The sequence below is a fragment of the Aeromonas sp. 603079 genome (assembly GCF_049172135.1).
GTDB classification, from domain to species: domain Bacteria; phylum Pseudomonadota; class Gammaproteobacteria; order Enterobacterales; family Aeromonadaceae; genus Aeromonas; species Aeromonas veronii.
Map to the genome: position 1 here is coordinate 19159 of NZ_JAAKPX010000008.1, position 12494 is coordinate 31652.

Annotated in this window: 17 protein-coding genes; 6 read left to right on the forward strand and 11 right to left on the reverse strand. The window is 60.7% G+C overall.

The features are described from left to right. Nucleotides 1-12: 12 nt before the first annotated feature. Nucleotides 13-351, reverse strand: a complete 339-nt coding sequence (locus tag G5287_RS07375; protein WP_227341797.1) for a PepSY domain-containing protein — start codon at nucleotides 349-351, stop codon at nucleotides 13-15. A 63-nt stretch (nucleotides 352-414) separates the two neighbouring features. On the opposite strand from G5287_RS07375, the gene G5287_RS07380 reads away from it, so the two are divergent. Further along, nucleotides 415-663, forward strand: a complete 249-nt coding sequence (locus G5287_RS07380) for a PepSY domain-containing protein (protein WP_041202391.1) — start codon at nucleotides 415-417, stop codon at nucleotides 661-663. On the opposite strand, the gene msrQ is transcribed toward G5287_RS07380, so the two are convergent. Next, nucleotides 660-1286, reverse strand: a complete 627-nt coding sequence (msrQ, locus tag G5287_RS07385; RefSeq protein WP_227341796.1) for a protein-methionine-sulfoxide reductase heme-binding subunit MsrQ — start codon at nucleotides 1284-1286, stop codon at nucleotides 660-662. The two genes, G5287_RS07380 and msrQ, sit on opposite strands and share 4 nt — an antisense overlap. After that, nucleotides 1277-2278 carry a protein-methionine-sulfoxide reductase catalytic subunit MsrP gene (gene msrP, locus G5287_RS07390; RefSeq protein WP_421231099.1) on the reverse strand — a complete coding sequence of 334 codons (1002 nt, stop codon included), beginning with the start codon at nucleotides 2276-2278 and terminating at the stop codon, nucleotides 1277-1279. The genes msrQ and msrP overlap by 10 nt, the downstream gene beginning before the upstream one ends. 368 nt (nucleotides 2279-2646) lie before the next feature. On the opposite strand from msrP, the gene G5287_RS07395 reads away from it, so the two are divergent. Further along, the gene (locus G5287_RS07395) at nucleotides 2647-3129 is read left to right on the forward strand and encodes a DUF1097 domain-containing protein (protein WP_201937441.1); all 483 of its coding nucleotides are present in this window, start codon (nucleotides 2647-2649) and stop codon (nucleotides 3127-3129) included. A 1-nt stretch (nucleotide 3130) separates the two neighbouring features. On the opposite strand, the gene G5287_RS07400 is transcribed toward G5287_RS07395, so the two are convergent. The 4 genes from G5287_RS07400 to G5287_RS07415 all read right to left on the reverse strand — a co-directional run bounded on the left by G5287_RS07400 (nucleotide 3131) and on the right by G5287_RS07415 (nucleotide 6528). Then, the gene (locus G5287_RS07400) at nucleotides 3131-4411 is read right to left on the reverse strand and encodes a sigma 54-interacting transcriptional regulator (RefSeq protein ID WP_216952241.1); all 1281 of its coding nucleotides are present in this window, start codon (nucleotides 4409-4411) and stop codon (nucleotides 3131-3133) included. Next, the gene (locus G5287_RS07405; RefSeq protein WP_227341794.1) at nucleotides 4408-4926 is read right to left on the reverse strand and encodes a hypothetical protein; all 519 of its coding nucleotides are present in this window, start codon (nucleotides 4924-4926) and stop codon (nucleotides 4408-4410) included. The genes G5287_RS07400 and G5287_RS07405 overlap by 4 nt, the downstream gene beginning before the upstream one ends. Next, entirely contained in the window at nucleotides 4923-6332 is a 1410-nt protein-coding gene (locus tag G5287_RS07410; protein ID WP_227342967.1) for a sensor histidine kinase, read from the reverse strand. The genes G5287_RS07405 and G5287_RS07410 overlap by 4 nt, the downstream gene beginning before the upstream one ends. Before the next feature lie 103 nt (nucleotides 6333-6435). Beyond that, a complete protein-coding gene (locus G5287_RS07415; protein ID WP_216952243.1) occupies nucleotides 6436-6528 on the reverse strand; it encodes a YnhF family membrane protein in 93 nt (30 codons plus the stop codon). A 124-nt stretch (nucleotides 6529-6652) separates the two neighbouring features. On the opposite strand from G5287_RS07415, the gene G5287_RS07420 reads away from it, so the two are divergent. Then, nucleotides 6653-7228 (forward strand): 2-amino-4-hydroxy-6-hydroxymethyldihydropteridine diphosphokinase, encoded by a 576-nt coding sequence (locus G5287_RS07420; RefSeq protein ID WP_227341793.1) that lies wholly within the window; start codon nucleotides 6653-6655, stop codon nucleotides 7226-7228. Here the strand turns inward: G5287_RS07420 and G5287_RS07425 are convergent. Continuing rightward, nucleotides 7154-7858: an SDR family oxidoreductase gene (locus tag G5287_RS07425; protein ID WP_421231100.1), complete on the reverse strand. Its 705-nt coding sequence runs from the start codon at nucleotides 7856-7858 to the stop codon at nucleotides 7154-7156. The two genes, G5287_RS07420 and G5287_RS07425, sit on opposite strands and share 75 nt — an antisense overlap. 162 nt (nucleotides 7859-8020) lie before the next feature. On the opposite strand from G5287_RS07425, the gene G5287_RS07430 reads away from it, so the two are divergent. After that, nucleotides 8021-8425, forward strand: coding sequence for a CBS domain-containing protein (locus tag G5287_RS07430; protein WP_005356342.1), 405 nt, complete (start codon nucleotides 8021-8023; stop codon nucleotides 8423-8425). Here the strand turns inward: G5287_RS07430 and G5287_RS07435 are convergent. Continuing rightward, a complete protein-coding gene (locus tag G5287_RS07435) occupies nucleotides 8422-8958 on the reverse strand; it encodes a DUF2301 domain-containing membrane protein (protein ID WP_213388076.1) in 537 nt (178 codons plus the stop codon). The two genes, G5287_RS07430 and G5287_RS07435, sit on opposite strands and share 4 nt — an antisense overlap. Nucleotides 8959-9045: 87 nt before the next feature. Here G5287_RS07435 and G5287_RS07440 point away from each other — a divergent pair, with 87 nt between their 5' ends. Then, complete coding sequence (locus G5287_RS07440) at nucleotides 9046-9810, forward strand: substrate-binding periplasmic protein (RefSeq protein ID WP_421231101.1); 765 nt, start codon at nucleotides 9046-9048, stop codon at nucleotides 9808-9810. Between the two features lie 8 nt (nucleotides 9811-9818). Here the strand turns inward: G5287_RS07440 and asnC are convergent, their stop codons facing one another. Continuing rightward, nucleotides 9819-10280 (reverse strand): transcriptional regulator AsnC, encoded by a 462-nt coding sequence (gene asnC, locus G5287_RS07445; protein WP_005339783.1) that lies wholly within the window; start codon nucleotides 10278-10280, stop codon nucleotides 9819-9821. A gap of 154 nt (nucleotides 10281-10434) precedes the next feature. Here asnC and asnA point away from each other — a divergent pair, with 154 nt between their 5' ends. Then, complete coding sequence (asnA, locus tag G5287_RS07450; protein WP_263084926.1) at nucleotides 10435-11427, forward strand: aspartate--ammonia ligase; 993 nt, start codon at nucleotides 10435-10437, stop codon at nucleotides 11425-11427. 210 nt (nucleotides 11428-11637) lie between these two features. Here the strand turns inward: asnA and G5287_RS07455 are convergent, their stop codons facing one another. Then, nucleotides 11638-12462: an MBL fold metallo-hydrolase gene (locus G5287_RS07455; protein ID WP_421231102.1), complete on the reverse strand. Its 825-nt coding sequence runs from the start codon at nucleotides 12460-12462 to the stop codon at nucleotides 11638-11640. Nucleotides 12463-12494: the final 32 nt, after the last annotated feature.

The window sequence follows — 12494 nt, forward strand, 5'->3', positions numbered from 1 at the left end:
TCCACACAGGGGTTATTCATCATCCTCGACCGGGGGCTTTGGCGGCTCGAACAGCCGCTCCAGATGGTGGCCCTTGGCCCACACCAGCTCAAGGTTGTCGGCCCGATAGGCTACCTTGATCACGCTGTTTTCCCGATCGATGACTCGCAGTTCATAGAGCCAGATACCATCCTCTTCCCCCAGATCCACCCGCAACACCCGCACCGGCAATCTGGCCGCCACCTCCATCATTTCATGGAAGGGCCGAACCCGTCCCTCATGGACAGCTTGCTGCAGCTGGGCTTCATCAGGCATGACCGCCTGTGCCAGCACCGGCAGCAATAACCCGAGCAGAGGGAGCGCTCTATTCATGGATGATTCATCTCCAAAAACCTAACATAATGGCGTTTATAGTCTGCCAGCCATGAATCCGGAATGAATATGATCCCGCGCAGTTTCCTGCTTATCCTTTGCCTGTTGAGTGCCACAAGCTGGGCGGCCCAGAGCCGTCTCGACATGGCCGGTCTGGTCAAACTGTTGCTGGCGCAAGGGTATCACGACATTCGGGAAGTGGAGCTGGAAGGGGACAAATTCGAGGTCAAAACCCTCAATCGCCAGGATCAGAAGGTGCATCTCATCGTCGATGCCTACACCGGCGAGATCAAACAACGAGAGGCCGATTAGGCCTCTTTTGCATTCCAGCGTCCCCGCATGGGGCGCAGCAGCTTCTCCCGTCTCGGCCAGAGCAGGGCGCAGGCCAGCAGCAGGTAGATGAGAGGCTCCCCCCAACCGCTCTTGAGCGACCACCAGTAGTGCACCGGCACCAGCAGGGCGATGGCATAGACCCAGTTGTGCAGCTTCTGCCATGCAGCGCCCATGCTGCGCTGCAATGCGGGCAGCGAAGTGATGCTGAGGGCGGCCAGCAGCAGCAGGGCCACCATCCCCACCACTATGTAGCTGCGCTTGACCAGCTCGCCGCCAATCAGCCCCCAGTCAAACTGCAGATCCAGCCCCAGCCACGCCATGAAGTGGAGCAGCGCCCAGGCAAAACACCAGAGCCCGAGGGGGCGGCGCAGCTTGATGAGCTGCCCCTGCCGCCAGCGCTTGGCCAGCGGCGACACCAGCAGGGTGAGCAGCAGCAGGTTGAGCGCCCCCTTGCCGAGGTAGTGGATAAGCTCTGGCACCGGATCGCCCCCCAGCAGACCTGCCGGAATGGCAAACCACAGCCAGAGCAGGAAGCCGAGAGCGCCCAGATGCACCAGTGCCCGCAAGCCGTTGATATGGGCCGGTTTCAATCTCAGTACCATTGGCGCAGATCCATCCCCTGATAGAGCGAGGCGACTTCGTCACCATAGCCGTTGAACATCAGGGTCGGCTGACGCTTGGCGCCAAACACCCCGCCCTCGCCGACAAAGCGCTCGCTGGCCTGACTCCAGCGCGGATGATCCACCTGCGGATTGACGTTGGCGTAGAAGCCATATTCGTTGGGAGCCAGCAGATTCCAGGTGGTCGGCGGCATCTCCTCCACCAGCCGGATCGAGACGATGCTCTTGATGCTCTTGAAGCCGTACTTCCACGGCACTACCAAGCGGATCGGCGCGCCATTCTGGGCGGGCAGGGTCTTGCCGTAGAGCCCCATCGCAAGGAAAGAGAGAGGGTGCATCGCCTCGTCGATACGCAGCCCTTCGACGTAGGGATACTCGATGCCGCCCCCCAACCTGGAGGCCTGCCCCGGCAGCTGTTTCGGATCAAACAGGGTTTCGAAGGCAACAAACTTGGCGCGACTGGTGGGCTCGGCACGGCGGATAATCTCCGCCAGCGAGATGCCGTTCCAGGGCAGTACCATGGACCAGGCTTCGACACAGCGCAGTCGGTAGATCCGCTCCTCCAACTCGCTCTTGTTGATGAGGTCCCACACATCGAGGGTAAAGGGCTTGGCCACCTCCCCCTCCACCTTGAGGGTCCAGGGTTCGGGCTTGAGGTAATGGCCGTTGCGAGCCGGGTCGGACTTGTCGGTGCCGAGCTCATAGAAGTTGTTGTAACTGGTTGCCTTCTCTTCCGGTGTCAGCACCATATTGGCCGGGCGCTCGGCAGGCTTGCTGTTGAGCGGCCTGCTGGCTAACAGGGGAGCATCCTCTTTGCCGCGCAGCAGGTCGAGCACTCCGGCCTGAGTGGGAAACGCCAGGGTGGCCGCGCCCAGACCCAGCCCCTTGAGAATAAGGCGGCGGTCCTGATAAACAGCTTCCGGGGTGACATCCTGTTCGGTGAGGGGGTGGGCGGTACGACGCTTGATCAACATGAAAAACTCCCGGGGCTGAGTGAGGCACTACGGATAAGACCCGCCCCGGCAGATTTTTATTTCACACAAATTTACATCATGTGGTGCAGGGGCAGTGCCTTGGCCATGGTGCCGACCAGAAACAGGACTACGAACACCAGCAGGGGAACGATCACATTTGGCGCCATCAGACTCACTCCATGAGCAGGACAGGGCCTCTAACTATGGCCGACTGTCAGGCCGGTCACCAATGAATTTTTTTCGCGAGCGCAAGCGTATTCCTGAGTTGAAAAGGGTGATGAAGATCACACACAATTCTGCCCCCGCTTGCCGCCCCGATTGCCGGGGGTAGGCTGCCCATTTTGCGAAGCCAACTGAAGAGTCGCCCCATGAGCCCACTGATCGCCATCGCCATCACTACTGGAATTCTCTCCGCCGTCTGGGGCTGGGTTGCCGTCGCGTTCGGCCTTATCTCCTGGGTCGGCTTTCTCGGCTGCACCAGCTATTTCGCGTCAAGCGGCGGCTACAAGGCGCTGCTGCAGACCATCTTCTGCAACACCAGCGGCATGCTGTGGGCACTGCTGCTGATCCATGGCGACAGTCTGTGGGGAGCGGGTGTGGCGGGTTATGTGATGACGGGGGTGGTCGCCACCCTGATGTGCGTACAGGCCAAGCAGCAGTGGCTCGGCTACATTCCCGGCACCTTTGCCGGTTGCTGTGCCACCTTCGGGGCGGCTGGCGAGTGGCGGCTGATCCTGCCCTCCCTCATCATTGGCGCCTTGTTCGGTTACCTGATGAAGGCGAGCGGCCTCTGGCTCTCCCATAAAACTCAAAAAGCCGATGCCGCTCCGGCGGTGGTTGATCCCGCCTGATTTATCCCTTCGATTTGAAGTTTGCTGCTTCGATACCGTGCCGATTCAATAACTTGTAAAAATCGGTGCGGTTTCTACCCGCCAGGTTGGCCGCCAGAGTCACGTTGCCCTCGGTAGTGCGCAGCAAACGGATCAGATATTCCTTCTCGAATTCGGCACGAGCCTCATTGAAGGAAGGGATGCCACCACCGCCGCCGCTCAGGGCGGACTCCACCATGGAGACCCCGATCACCGGGCTGCAACAGAGGCTGGCGAGTTGCTCCACCAGATTGCAGAGCTGACGCACGTTACCGGGCCAGGCAGCTGCGGCCAACATCGCCAGCGCCTCCGGCGAGAAGCCCATCGCGGCGCAGTCGCTGTGGCGGCAGCGATAATCATCCAGCGCCTGTCTGGCCAGCAGCGGAATGTCTTCACTGCGGGCACTGAGAGACGGTAAGGTGATATTGGCGACGTTGAGACGATAGAAGAGATCTTCCCGAAAGCGTCCCTCCTCCATCGCCTTGACCAGATCCTGATGGCTGGAGCTGAGCACACGCACCTCCGGCGTGCCCTGGCCATACTCCTCCATCACCTGCAGCAGCTTGGCCTGCAAGGATTCCGACAGGCTGCCAATTTCGTCGAGAAACAGGGTCGCCCCCTTGGCCTGCTCGAACAGCCCGGACTGACCATCTTCACCAAACAGTTGCAGATCGAGGGAAGCCCAGGGAATGGCGGCGCAGTTGATGGTATGGAGCGGCTTGTCGCGGCGCTGGCTGGCCTGGTGCAGCGCCTGCGCCATCGCCCCCTTGCCGGAGCCTGACGGCCCCATGATCAGTACCGGCACCTCCATGGTGGCGATGCTGTGAGCCTGGATCAGTAACTGTTCCAACTGGGGATTGCGGGTCAGGATCAGTGACTGCCACTCCTGCTGCTGTTTCGGCCGGGTCAGGCTGAGAGCATGCTCTATGGTGGCCAGCAGCTCATCCTTGTCAATGGGCTTGGTCAAAAAGCTGAAGACGCCGGAGCGGGTCGCCTGAATGGCATCCGGGATGGTGCCGTGGGCGGTCATGATGATCACCGGCAGCCCCAGCCACTGGGCCTGGATCCGCTCGAACAGCGCCAGACCGTCCATGCCCCCCATCCGCAGATCGCTCAGCACCAGATCGGCCCGCTGCTGGCGCAGCCGGTCGAGGGCTCCCTCCGCACTGTCGGCAGTATCCACCTCATAACCCTGACTGCGCAGCCGCATGCTCATCAGTTTGAGCAGGCTGACGTCATCATCCACCAGCAAGATCCGGCTCATGGTATTACCTCACGATGCTCGTTGAGCTTGCGCTGGTTGAGCTGGTCATCGATGGCGGTCAGCTGTTCGATCTGGCGACGCAACCGCTGGATCTCCTGACTCTGATCATCGCGTCGGCTGTCGCGAGCCAGCAGCTGTTCGCCGAGGGCAATCCAGCTGCGCAAAAATGCCTGCGCATCGAGACCCAGCTCGGGCAGCATCTGCTTCAGGCGCGCCAGCCCGGCGGTACGATTGGCCACCGATTCGGCCGGGTGGGAATCCACCATCGCCAGACTGACCCGGCTCTCCAGATCATCCGCCCCTTTCAGGCGTTGACGCTCCTGCATCCGCTGCTGGGGGTGACTGGCCAGCAACCAGTCGGAGTATTGCAGACGTACCTGCATCTCCTTGTTGGCAAACTCCATCCGCTTGGCAAAAGCGATATCGGTGGAGTTCTGCTGTTCGTGCTGTGGCAGCAGGGCGCAACCCGCGAGCAACCCCATCATCAGGGCTGGAAATACGCGCTGTATCTTCATAGTTCTCTTTTCAACGTCAACCTGAAGCAGACATCCGCCTGTTCATCTCTTACCAGAACCAACTCACCTCCGAGACTATGGGCAGACTCCCGTGCGATAGAGAGGCCCATACCAGAGCCTTTCAATACACCTTGTCGCACTGTACTGCCTTGTTCGAAGGGTTCAAAAATACGTTGCTGATCGGCAGCGGGGATCTCTGGCCCCTCGTTGGCTACCTCCAGCCAGCTTGTCTGTTCATCCTGCCCTGCCCTGATCCAGATATTGCCCCCGCTGGCGCCGTAACTGACAGCGTTGGAGAAGAGGTTATCGAGGATCAGTCTCAACCGGTAGGGCTCCGCCCACAGGGTAACCGGCCCGGTCGGCAAGTGTACACGGATCTGCTTGGACTCCAATGCCAACCGGTACTCGATGGTGAGTTCTGACAGCATGGGCAGCAGGGGGACAGATTCCAGCTCAAATGCCTCCTGCTGGGTGAGTCGATTGAAGTCGAGCAACCGCTCGATCAGGGTTTGCAAACGGCGACTGCTCTCGTCCAGCATCTGGCAGATCTCCAGCTGATCCGGCGTCAACGGCCCGACCAGCTGCTCGCAGAGCAGATCCGACCCCTCCCGCAGCACCGCTAGCGGGGTCTTGAGCTCGTGGGAAACATGACGCAGAAACTGGTACTTTTGCTGCTCCAGCTCCTTGAGCTTGTCGTAAAGCCAGAGGATCCGCTCCCCCAGCAACACCAGCTCGGCGGGGCCATCTACCGGCCTTGGATCCGGCTCGACCCCCGCCCCCAGGCTCAAGATGCGCGACTCAATCTGTCGTACCGGATGGATGATCAGGTAGGTGAAGATAAAGACCATCAGCAGGCTGAGCGCCGCTACAGCGCCGCTCACCCACCAGAGCTCCCTGGTCAGTCCGGCGATGGTGAGTCGCACCCGATCCATGTGTTCGTCAACCCGGCTGCGGGTGACCATCTCAAGCTGCTTGTTGGCATCGTTAAACAGCTCTAGCTTGTCCCCCGCCACCGCAGCCTGGGCCAGCGCGGCATCCTGCAAGCTGTCGAGCCAAGCCAGCCCCTGATCGAGCCCCCTGTAGAGCTGACCGTCGGAGATAGAGCTGCGATGTTCTGCCAGCAACACCCGATACCCGTCGAGTTGCTGCTGGTAGCTGGTGAGGCTGCGGCGATCACCCAGCACCGCGAAGCGGCGCAAGGTGCGTTCGATATCGATGGCCTGCGCCGTCAGTAGGGTGGCGCGGCGGGTATCCTTGACCGCCCGCTCCATCTCGTCGCTGGTGAGTTGGCTGAGGTGGGCAAGGGAGGTGCTGTTGTGCCAGATCATGCCGCCCAGCGGCATCAATACCAGCACGAATCCCATCAATACCACCTGCAGCAGGGAGCGTGGGCGAACCTTGGTCATCATCTCTTCTCTTGCGTTCTCACCGGTGCGCCAGCATAGCTGCACCGCCCAGAAAAACAAAACCGGCCAACAGGCCGGTTTGGATTATCTGGATTGTGGTGATTCACGCCAACGCGACAGAGGCCAGACAGATAATCATGATCAGCGCCAGCGCACCCGAAGCGGTCAACAGCGCCCATTTCAGCTCCACACTCATGCAAACCTCCTTTCTGCCAATCAGTGCCGGATCACAATAGATAAGACAATGTTAAGCCATAGTTAATCCGATAACCGTGAGCTGCGTATACATTTCAGATGAGCCCAACCCCGGGAAGGTCAGCATGTTCTATCTGTGTAGCATTGGTTCCAATATTGACCCGCATATCCATGTCAGCCGCGCGCTGGCCGAGCTGTTTGAGAACGTCGGTCCCCTTCGGCTGAGTTCGGTGATCCGCACCAAGCCGGTGGGAATGCACTCCAGCCACGACTTTCTCAACTGCCTGCTGGTGGTGGAGAGCCCGCTCGATGCCGCCCGCCTCAAGCAGCACTTTGTCGCCCTCGAGGTGGCTCACGGCCGTGATCGCAGCGATCCGCTCTGCAAGGTGCACGACCGGCCACTCGACATCGATATTCTGGCCAGCAACAGGAGCGGTGACTTTGCCTCGGCAGAGGTCGATTCCTATCTGGCGGAGCTGCTGGCAGAGCTATACGGCCATGGCGAGGTGCATGACCCCAAGGTGGCGCTGCAAGTGACGCTCCCCGCCCAGTCGGGCAAGCTCAAACCCGGCAAGGGCTTGCTGACCCGGCAGGTCGGGCTGGGGCCGCTGGTGCTCGGCAACCCCTCAGAGGTTGGCCAGAGCACGCCCGCCATCTACCTTGATGCTGGCACCCGTCATATAACTGTTCCCCACCAGTAGCTGCACCGCCTGCCAGATGGGCTCAAGTCCACCCTCCCGCGCCAGCGGCGTTTTCGCCAACACCTGCTGGCGCCAGCTCTCGTCATGTTCATCGAGAAACAGGATCGGCCCTGGCTCTATGGTGTTGACCCGAACCGTGGGCGCCAGCTCGCGGGCAAAGCTCATGGCCAGCGAATGGGCTCCCGCCTTGGTGGCCACATAGCTGGCAAAACGGGGGGCCGGGGCATGGATATAGATATCGGTGATGTGAATGATGCTGGCGTTGGGGTTGCTGGCAAGCTGAGGGGCCAGCGCCCGGTTAAGCTGGAAGGGGGCCGCCATGTGTACCCGGTAGAACTGCTCGAACTGGGCCAGTTGCGCCGCCGGATCAGTTGCCTGAGGTTCGAAAGCAGAGGCGTTGTGGATCACCAGCGCCAGATCCTGATGGGCAGCCAGCACATCGATCAGCTTGCCAACGTCCTCTTCCCGGCCAAAATCCGCCTGCACCAGTTCGACCCCCAATGCAGCCAGCGTGGCCAGCTCCGGCCGCTCGCTGCGATAGCTGCCCGTCACCTGCCAACCCGCTGCCACCAGCTGTTCACAGAGATAAAATCCGAGTCGACGGCCACAGCCCGTTACCAATGCACGCATATGATCTCCTTTCCCTTTCATGGTCTTGCATGAACGAAGCCCGCCTGCCAGCGGATCACCGCCGATGGCTTGTGCCTATCAATCCCTGCGGCACAAGCCATTGGTCGCGGGCCACCCACCCGCGTCATAGTGGCGGCATCCCCCTCTTGCGGAGTCACCACCATGCTGAAAGTACACCACCACATGGGTCGCCTGACCCACTCCCTCACTGCCGGACTCGGCCTGGCCGAGGCGCTGGATCGCCTGCATCAATCGGGTCTTGGCGGCCTGCCGGTGCTGGATGAGCAAAAACGGCTTATCGGCTTTCTTTCCGAACAAGACTGCATTCCCAGCCTGCTCACCGGCAGCTACCACTGCGATACCCGCACCAGGGTGGAGGATCTGATGAACCGCTCGCCCCTCTCGGTCGGGCCGGATGAGAGCATTCTGGATCTGGCTCGCCAGATGGCCGATGCCAAGCCCAAGATCTACCCGGTGCTGCAACAGGGCAAGGTGATCGGCATCATCAGCCGCCGTCAGGTGATGCAGGCCCTCAACCAGCAGATGAAGGTGTGCCAGCAGACCTAGATCTGGTAACGCCCCTTGTCACCGATATCGAAGTGCAGGGGCATCCGCCACTTGGCCAGCGCCAGCAAGGTCAACAGGGCCCCGCATACCAGCGCCACCAGTGCGGCGGCCCACTCCACCCGCAACCACTCCAGCAGCCATAACGCCGGCAGCAAAATGGGCACCAGCTTGATGCCGGGAATCGAGAAGCAAAACTGCTCCTTGAACGCCAGCCCGGAGAGGGTCGCCAAGGCCGCTCCCAGCACCAGCGCATCCGGCGCTCCTACCGCAGCCAGGGCCAGCGCGCCCCAACCAAATCCCTGCAGAATCAGGCGAATCCGCTTGTCGTAGATATGCAGCGAGAAGCCGCAGATTGCGCTTGCCACTGCCAGCGACATCAACCATTGTGCCGACGGAAGCAGTGCCATCCCGCTCAGCAGCGCCGCACCGCGGCAAAGCAGCAACAGGGCAGCCGCACTCAAGCCAAGGCGGTAGAGCGAGACGGTCAACTTGTCGATCCCGTCCAGCGGGCTCTCGATTTCAGGATTTGCCATAAACAGTCGCTTCTAACGGATCAGGTGCCATCCAATATACTGGAATCAGGTCTTGGAATATCTTCAAACGGGCTCAGGAGACGTAGTTTGCGTGTGATCCCCCTGTTTTGGTTGCTGTTTCCACTCGGATTGCCCGCCAAGGAGCTGGTGATCTGCGGCACCATGGAGCCCCCGCTCAAGTATCTCGATGCCGATCAGAAACCCCGCGGACTCGATATCGATATCGTCACCGCCATATTCGACAAGCTGGAGACGCCCTTTCGGGTCGAGCTGGCCGACTCCGGCGCCCGCCTCACCCGTAATGCCGAAACCGGCGCCTGCGATCTGGTGATGACCCACTCCTACAAGGCAGAGCGGGAGAGTTATCTCATCTATCCCCAACAGGCCCATCTACGCCACAGCTGGCACTTCTTCGTGCGCAAGGCGGACCTGCTGAAGATCCGTTACGAAACGCTGGCCGATCTCAAACCCTGGCGCATCGGCGTGACCAAGGATTTCTCCTATACCCCTGAACTGGCAGCGGCCATGACCGACCCGGCCTATCAGTTTCAGGAGATCACCATGAACCAGCTGCAACTGCGCAAACTGCTGGCAGGACGCATCGATACCGTGCCCATGCCACTGGTCACCGCCTTCACCCAGATCAAAGAGGAGGGGCTGACGGGCAAGGTCGATTACCTGCCCAAACCGCTCAAGAGCAGCCCCTACTTCAACACCTGGGCCCGCGCACGAGCGGATGCACAGACTCCCGCCCTGATGGCGGCCTACGATGCCGAACTGCTGCGCATGAAGCGAAACGGCAGCCTCAAGGTCCTCTACGACAAGTACGCCATCCCCTATATCGAACCCTGATCAGCCGGTCAGGGCTTCACGTCCCGCAGGATCGGATTCTGCAGCGAGATCAGGGTTTCAGTGGACTGGATCTCGTCGATGGTCTGGATCTTGTTGATCAGCACTATCTGCAGCTCGTCGATGGAGCGGGTCATCACCTTCATGAAGATGCTGTAGTGGCCCGTGGTGTAGTAGGCCTCCACCACTTCGTCCAGCGCCTGCAGCTTGGCCAGTGCCGAGGGGTAATCCTTGGCACTCTTCAGATTGATCCCGATAAAGCAGCAGACGTCGTAACCCAACTTCTTGGGGTTCACCTGCACCCGTGTCCCCTCGATGATCCCCGCCTGTTTCATCTTCTCCACCCGCACATGGATGGTGCCCGGGCTGACCGCCAGTTGTTTCGCAAGCTCAGCGTAAGGGATCCGCGCATTCTCCATCAGAGCGGTGAGGATGGCCTGATCGAGATTATCGATCCGGTAATTTTCCGGCATTTTTTTGCACTCCCGTTAACGATACCTCATTAAAAACCGGCTTATTTTGAAGAAAAAAATACACAAAACCTATTTATATTATCGAATATTGAATTTTGTTGGCATTCCGTTGAAGAATCACCACATCCAACGGGGTTTGAAACAGGAATTCAGCATGAAACAGCACTACATTCGCAGCCAACAGCAGATCAGCTTCGTCAAAGAGATGTTCTCCCGCCAACTCGCCCAGCAACTGGGTCTGATGGAGGTGCAAGCCCCCATTCTGAGCCGGGTCGGTGATGGTACTCAGGACAACCTCTCTGGCCACGAGAATGCAGTGCAGGTCAAAGTGAAGACCCTGCCGGAGCACAGCTACGAAGTGGTCCATTCACTGGCCAAATGGAAGCGCCAGACCCTGGGTCGCTTCGGTTTCGGCCCGGGCGAAGGGATCTACACCCACATGAAGGCGCTGCGTCCGGATGAAGACAAGCTCACCCCCATCCACTCCGTCTACGTGGATCAGTGGGACTGGGAGAAGGTGATGCCGAGCGAGCGCCGCGATCTTGCCTATCTGCAGGAAACCGTGCGCGGCATCTGGGCCGCCATCAAGGCCACCGAGCGCGCGGTCTGTGCCGAGCATGAGTTGACCCCCTTCCTGCCGACCGAGATCCAGTTCCTGCACAGCGAAGAGCTGCTGGCCCGTTACCCGGACCTCGATGCCAAGGGTCGCGAGCGTGCCATCGCCAAAGAGCTGGGCGCCGTGTTCCTGATCGGTATCGGCGGTGCGCTCTCCCACGGTGAGCGCCACGATGTGCGCGCCCCGGATTACGACGACTGGAGCAGCCACAGCGAGCTGGGTCTGGCGGGTCTGAACGGCGACATTCTGGTGTGGAACCCGGTGCTGCAAGACAGCTTCGAGATCTCCTCCATGGGGATCCGGGTCGATGCCGAGGCACTGCGCCGCCAGCTGGCCATCACCGGCGACGAGGATCGCCTGCAGTACGACTGGCATCAGGATCTGCTGGCCGCACGGATGCCGCAGACCATCGGCGGCGGCATCGGCCAATCCCGTCTGGCCATGCTGTTGCTGCAAAAAGAGCATATTGGTCAGGTGCAGGTCGGCGTCTGGCCAGCCGAGATGAAAGCCGCCGTGCAAGGCATGCTGTAACGAATGAAAGCCATGCCGGCGTCATCGCCGCCGGCATGGCAACAGGCAGGTGGCCGTCGGGGTTGAGCGAGCGCATCCCCGGCAGGCTGTAAGAGGCGAGGCCAGCAGTGGCCGCGCTTCGCAATCGGGGGCTTGCCCCTGCGACCCGCTCAACCCACGTCAGGTCGCTTCACTACATTCCTCCCGGCAATCTTCGGATTGCCGTTTTTTTTACGCCGAAAACCGGAACTCGAACCCGGCTCCGATCTGGCGCTGGTGCGGTAACTCCGCCTTTCTGCTGCCGGTACAGTGGCAGGCAAACAACTGCTCTACCGCCTCTCCCTGCAGATAGGTGCCGAGCGCCGCCGCCCGCTCTGGGCCGGAGAACTTCAGGTGCAGGCCACCGATGACGGCATGGATCCGCTCGTCACCACACACCTCCTTGGCCCGTTCGATGATGTTTTCGACCCCGGCGTGACCGCAGCCGATAAAGACGATAAGGCCCTTGGAGCTCTTAAAAGCCAGTGCCGAGTCGTCGCTGATGAGGTCTTTCTCCACCCGCCCACCCCGCACTATGTAGCCGAGCAGCGAAGGCGCAGCCCGGTCGCGCCGCACAATGCTGCCGAGGAACACCAGACGATCCGAGAGCCACACCGGCTCGGCTGAGCAGTGGGGAAGCAAGCCTCTGGCCGGCAGCGACTCCCGAGCCAGCGCCCCCGACAGGCGATAGAGGTTGCGTCGCCAGAAGGGCAGCGACAGGAAGTAGCCCCGCTCGCAAAACACGTCCGGACAGGCGATGAGCGGGATGGGTCTTGGATAGACGGGCAGCGAGCCGACCCCGCCCACATGGTCATAATGACCGTGGGAGAGCACCACATGGGTGAGCGAGGCGAGATCGATCCCCATCACGGCGGCGTTGTGGCACAGCGCCCGGCCACGGCCGCTATCAAACAGCACCCTGAGGCCGTCACACTCCAGCAGCAGCGCCAACCCTCGCTCGGGCAGACAGCCTGGCAGATGAACGTCGTCATCCACCAGCACGGAAAACTTCAGCATCTCGCTTCCCCTGAAAACAAAACGCAGGCACA

Bases quoted from the DNA above. Each gene is read 5' to 3' on its own strand.
- G5287_RS07375 (WP_227341797.1), bottom strand. From the start codon at position 351: ATGAATAGAGCGCTCCCTCTGCTCGGGTTATTGCTGCCGGTGCTGGCA.
- G5287_RS07380 (WP_041202391.1), top strand. From the start codon at position 415: ATGAATATGATCCCGCGCAGTTTCCTGCTTATCCTTTGCCTGTTGAGT.
- msrQ (WP_227341796.1), bottom strand. From the start codon at position 1,286: ATGGTACTGAGATTGAAACCGGCCCATATCAACGGCTTGCGGGCACTG.
- msrP (WP_421231099.1), bottom strand. From the start codon at position 2,278: ATGTTGATCAAGCGTCGTACCGCCCACCCCCTCACCGAACAGGATGTC.
- G5287_RS07395 (WP_201937441.1), top strand. From the start codon at position 2,647: ATGAGCCCACTGATCGCCATCGCCATCACTACTGGAATTCTCTCCGCC.
- G5287_RS07400 (WP_216952241.1), bottom strand. From the start codon at position 4,411: ATGAGCCGGATCTTGCTGGTGGATGATGACGTCAGCCTGCTCAAACTG.
- G5287_RS07405 (WP_227341794.1), bottom strand. From the start codon at position 4,926: ATGAAGATACAGCGCGTATTTCCAGCCCTGATGATGGGGTTGCTCGCG.
- G5287_RS07410 (WP_227342967.1), bottom strand. From the start codon at position 6,332: ATGACCAAGGTTCGCCCACGCTCCCTGCTGCAGGTGGTATTGATGGGA.
- G5287_RS07415 (WP_216952243.1), bottom strand. From the start codon at position 6,528: ATGAGTGTGGAGCTGAAATGGGCGCTGTTGACCGCTTCGGGTGCGCTG.
- G5287_RS07420 (WP_227341793.1), top strand. From the start codon at position 6,653: ATGTTCTATCTGTGTAGCATTGGTTCCAATATTGACCCGCATATCCAT.
- G5287_RS07425 (WP_421231100.1), bottom strand. From the start codon at position 7,858: ATGCGTGCATTGGTAACGGGCTGTGGCCGTCGACTCGGATTTTATCTC.
- G5287_RS07430 (WP_005356342.1), top strand. From the start codon at position 8,021: ATGCTGAAAGTACACCACCACATGGGTCGCCTGACCCACTCCCTCACT.
- G5287_RS07435 (WP_213388076.1), bottom strand. From the start codon at position 8,958: ATGGCAAATCCTGAAATCGAGAGCCCGCTGGACGGGATCGACAAGTTG.
- asnC (WP_005339783.1), bottom strand. From the start codon at position 10,280: ATGCCGGAAAATTACCGGATCGATAATCTCGATCAGGCCATCCTCACC.
- asnA (WP_263084926.1), top strand. From the start codon at position 10,435: ATGAAACAGCACTACATTCGCAGCCAACAGCAGATCAGCTTCGTCAAA.
- G5287_RS07455 (WP_421231102.1), bottom strand. From the start codon at position 12,462: ATGCTGAAGTTTTCCGTGCTGGTGGATGACGACGTTCATCTGCCAGGC.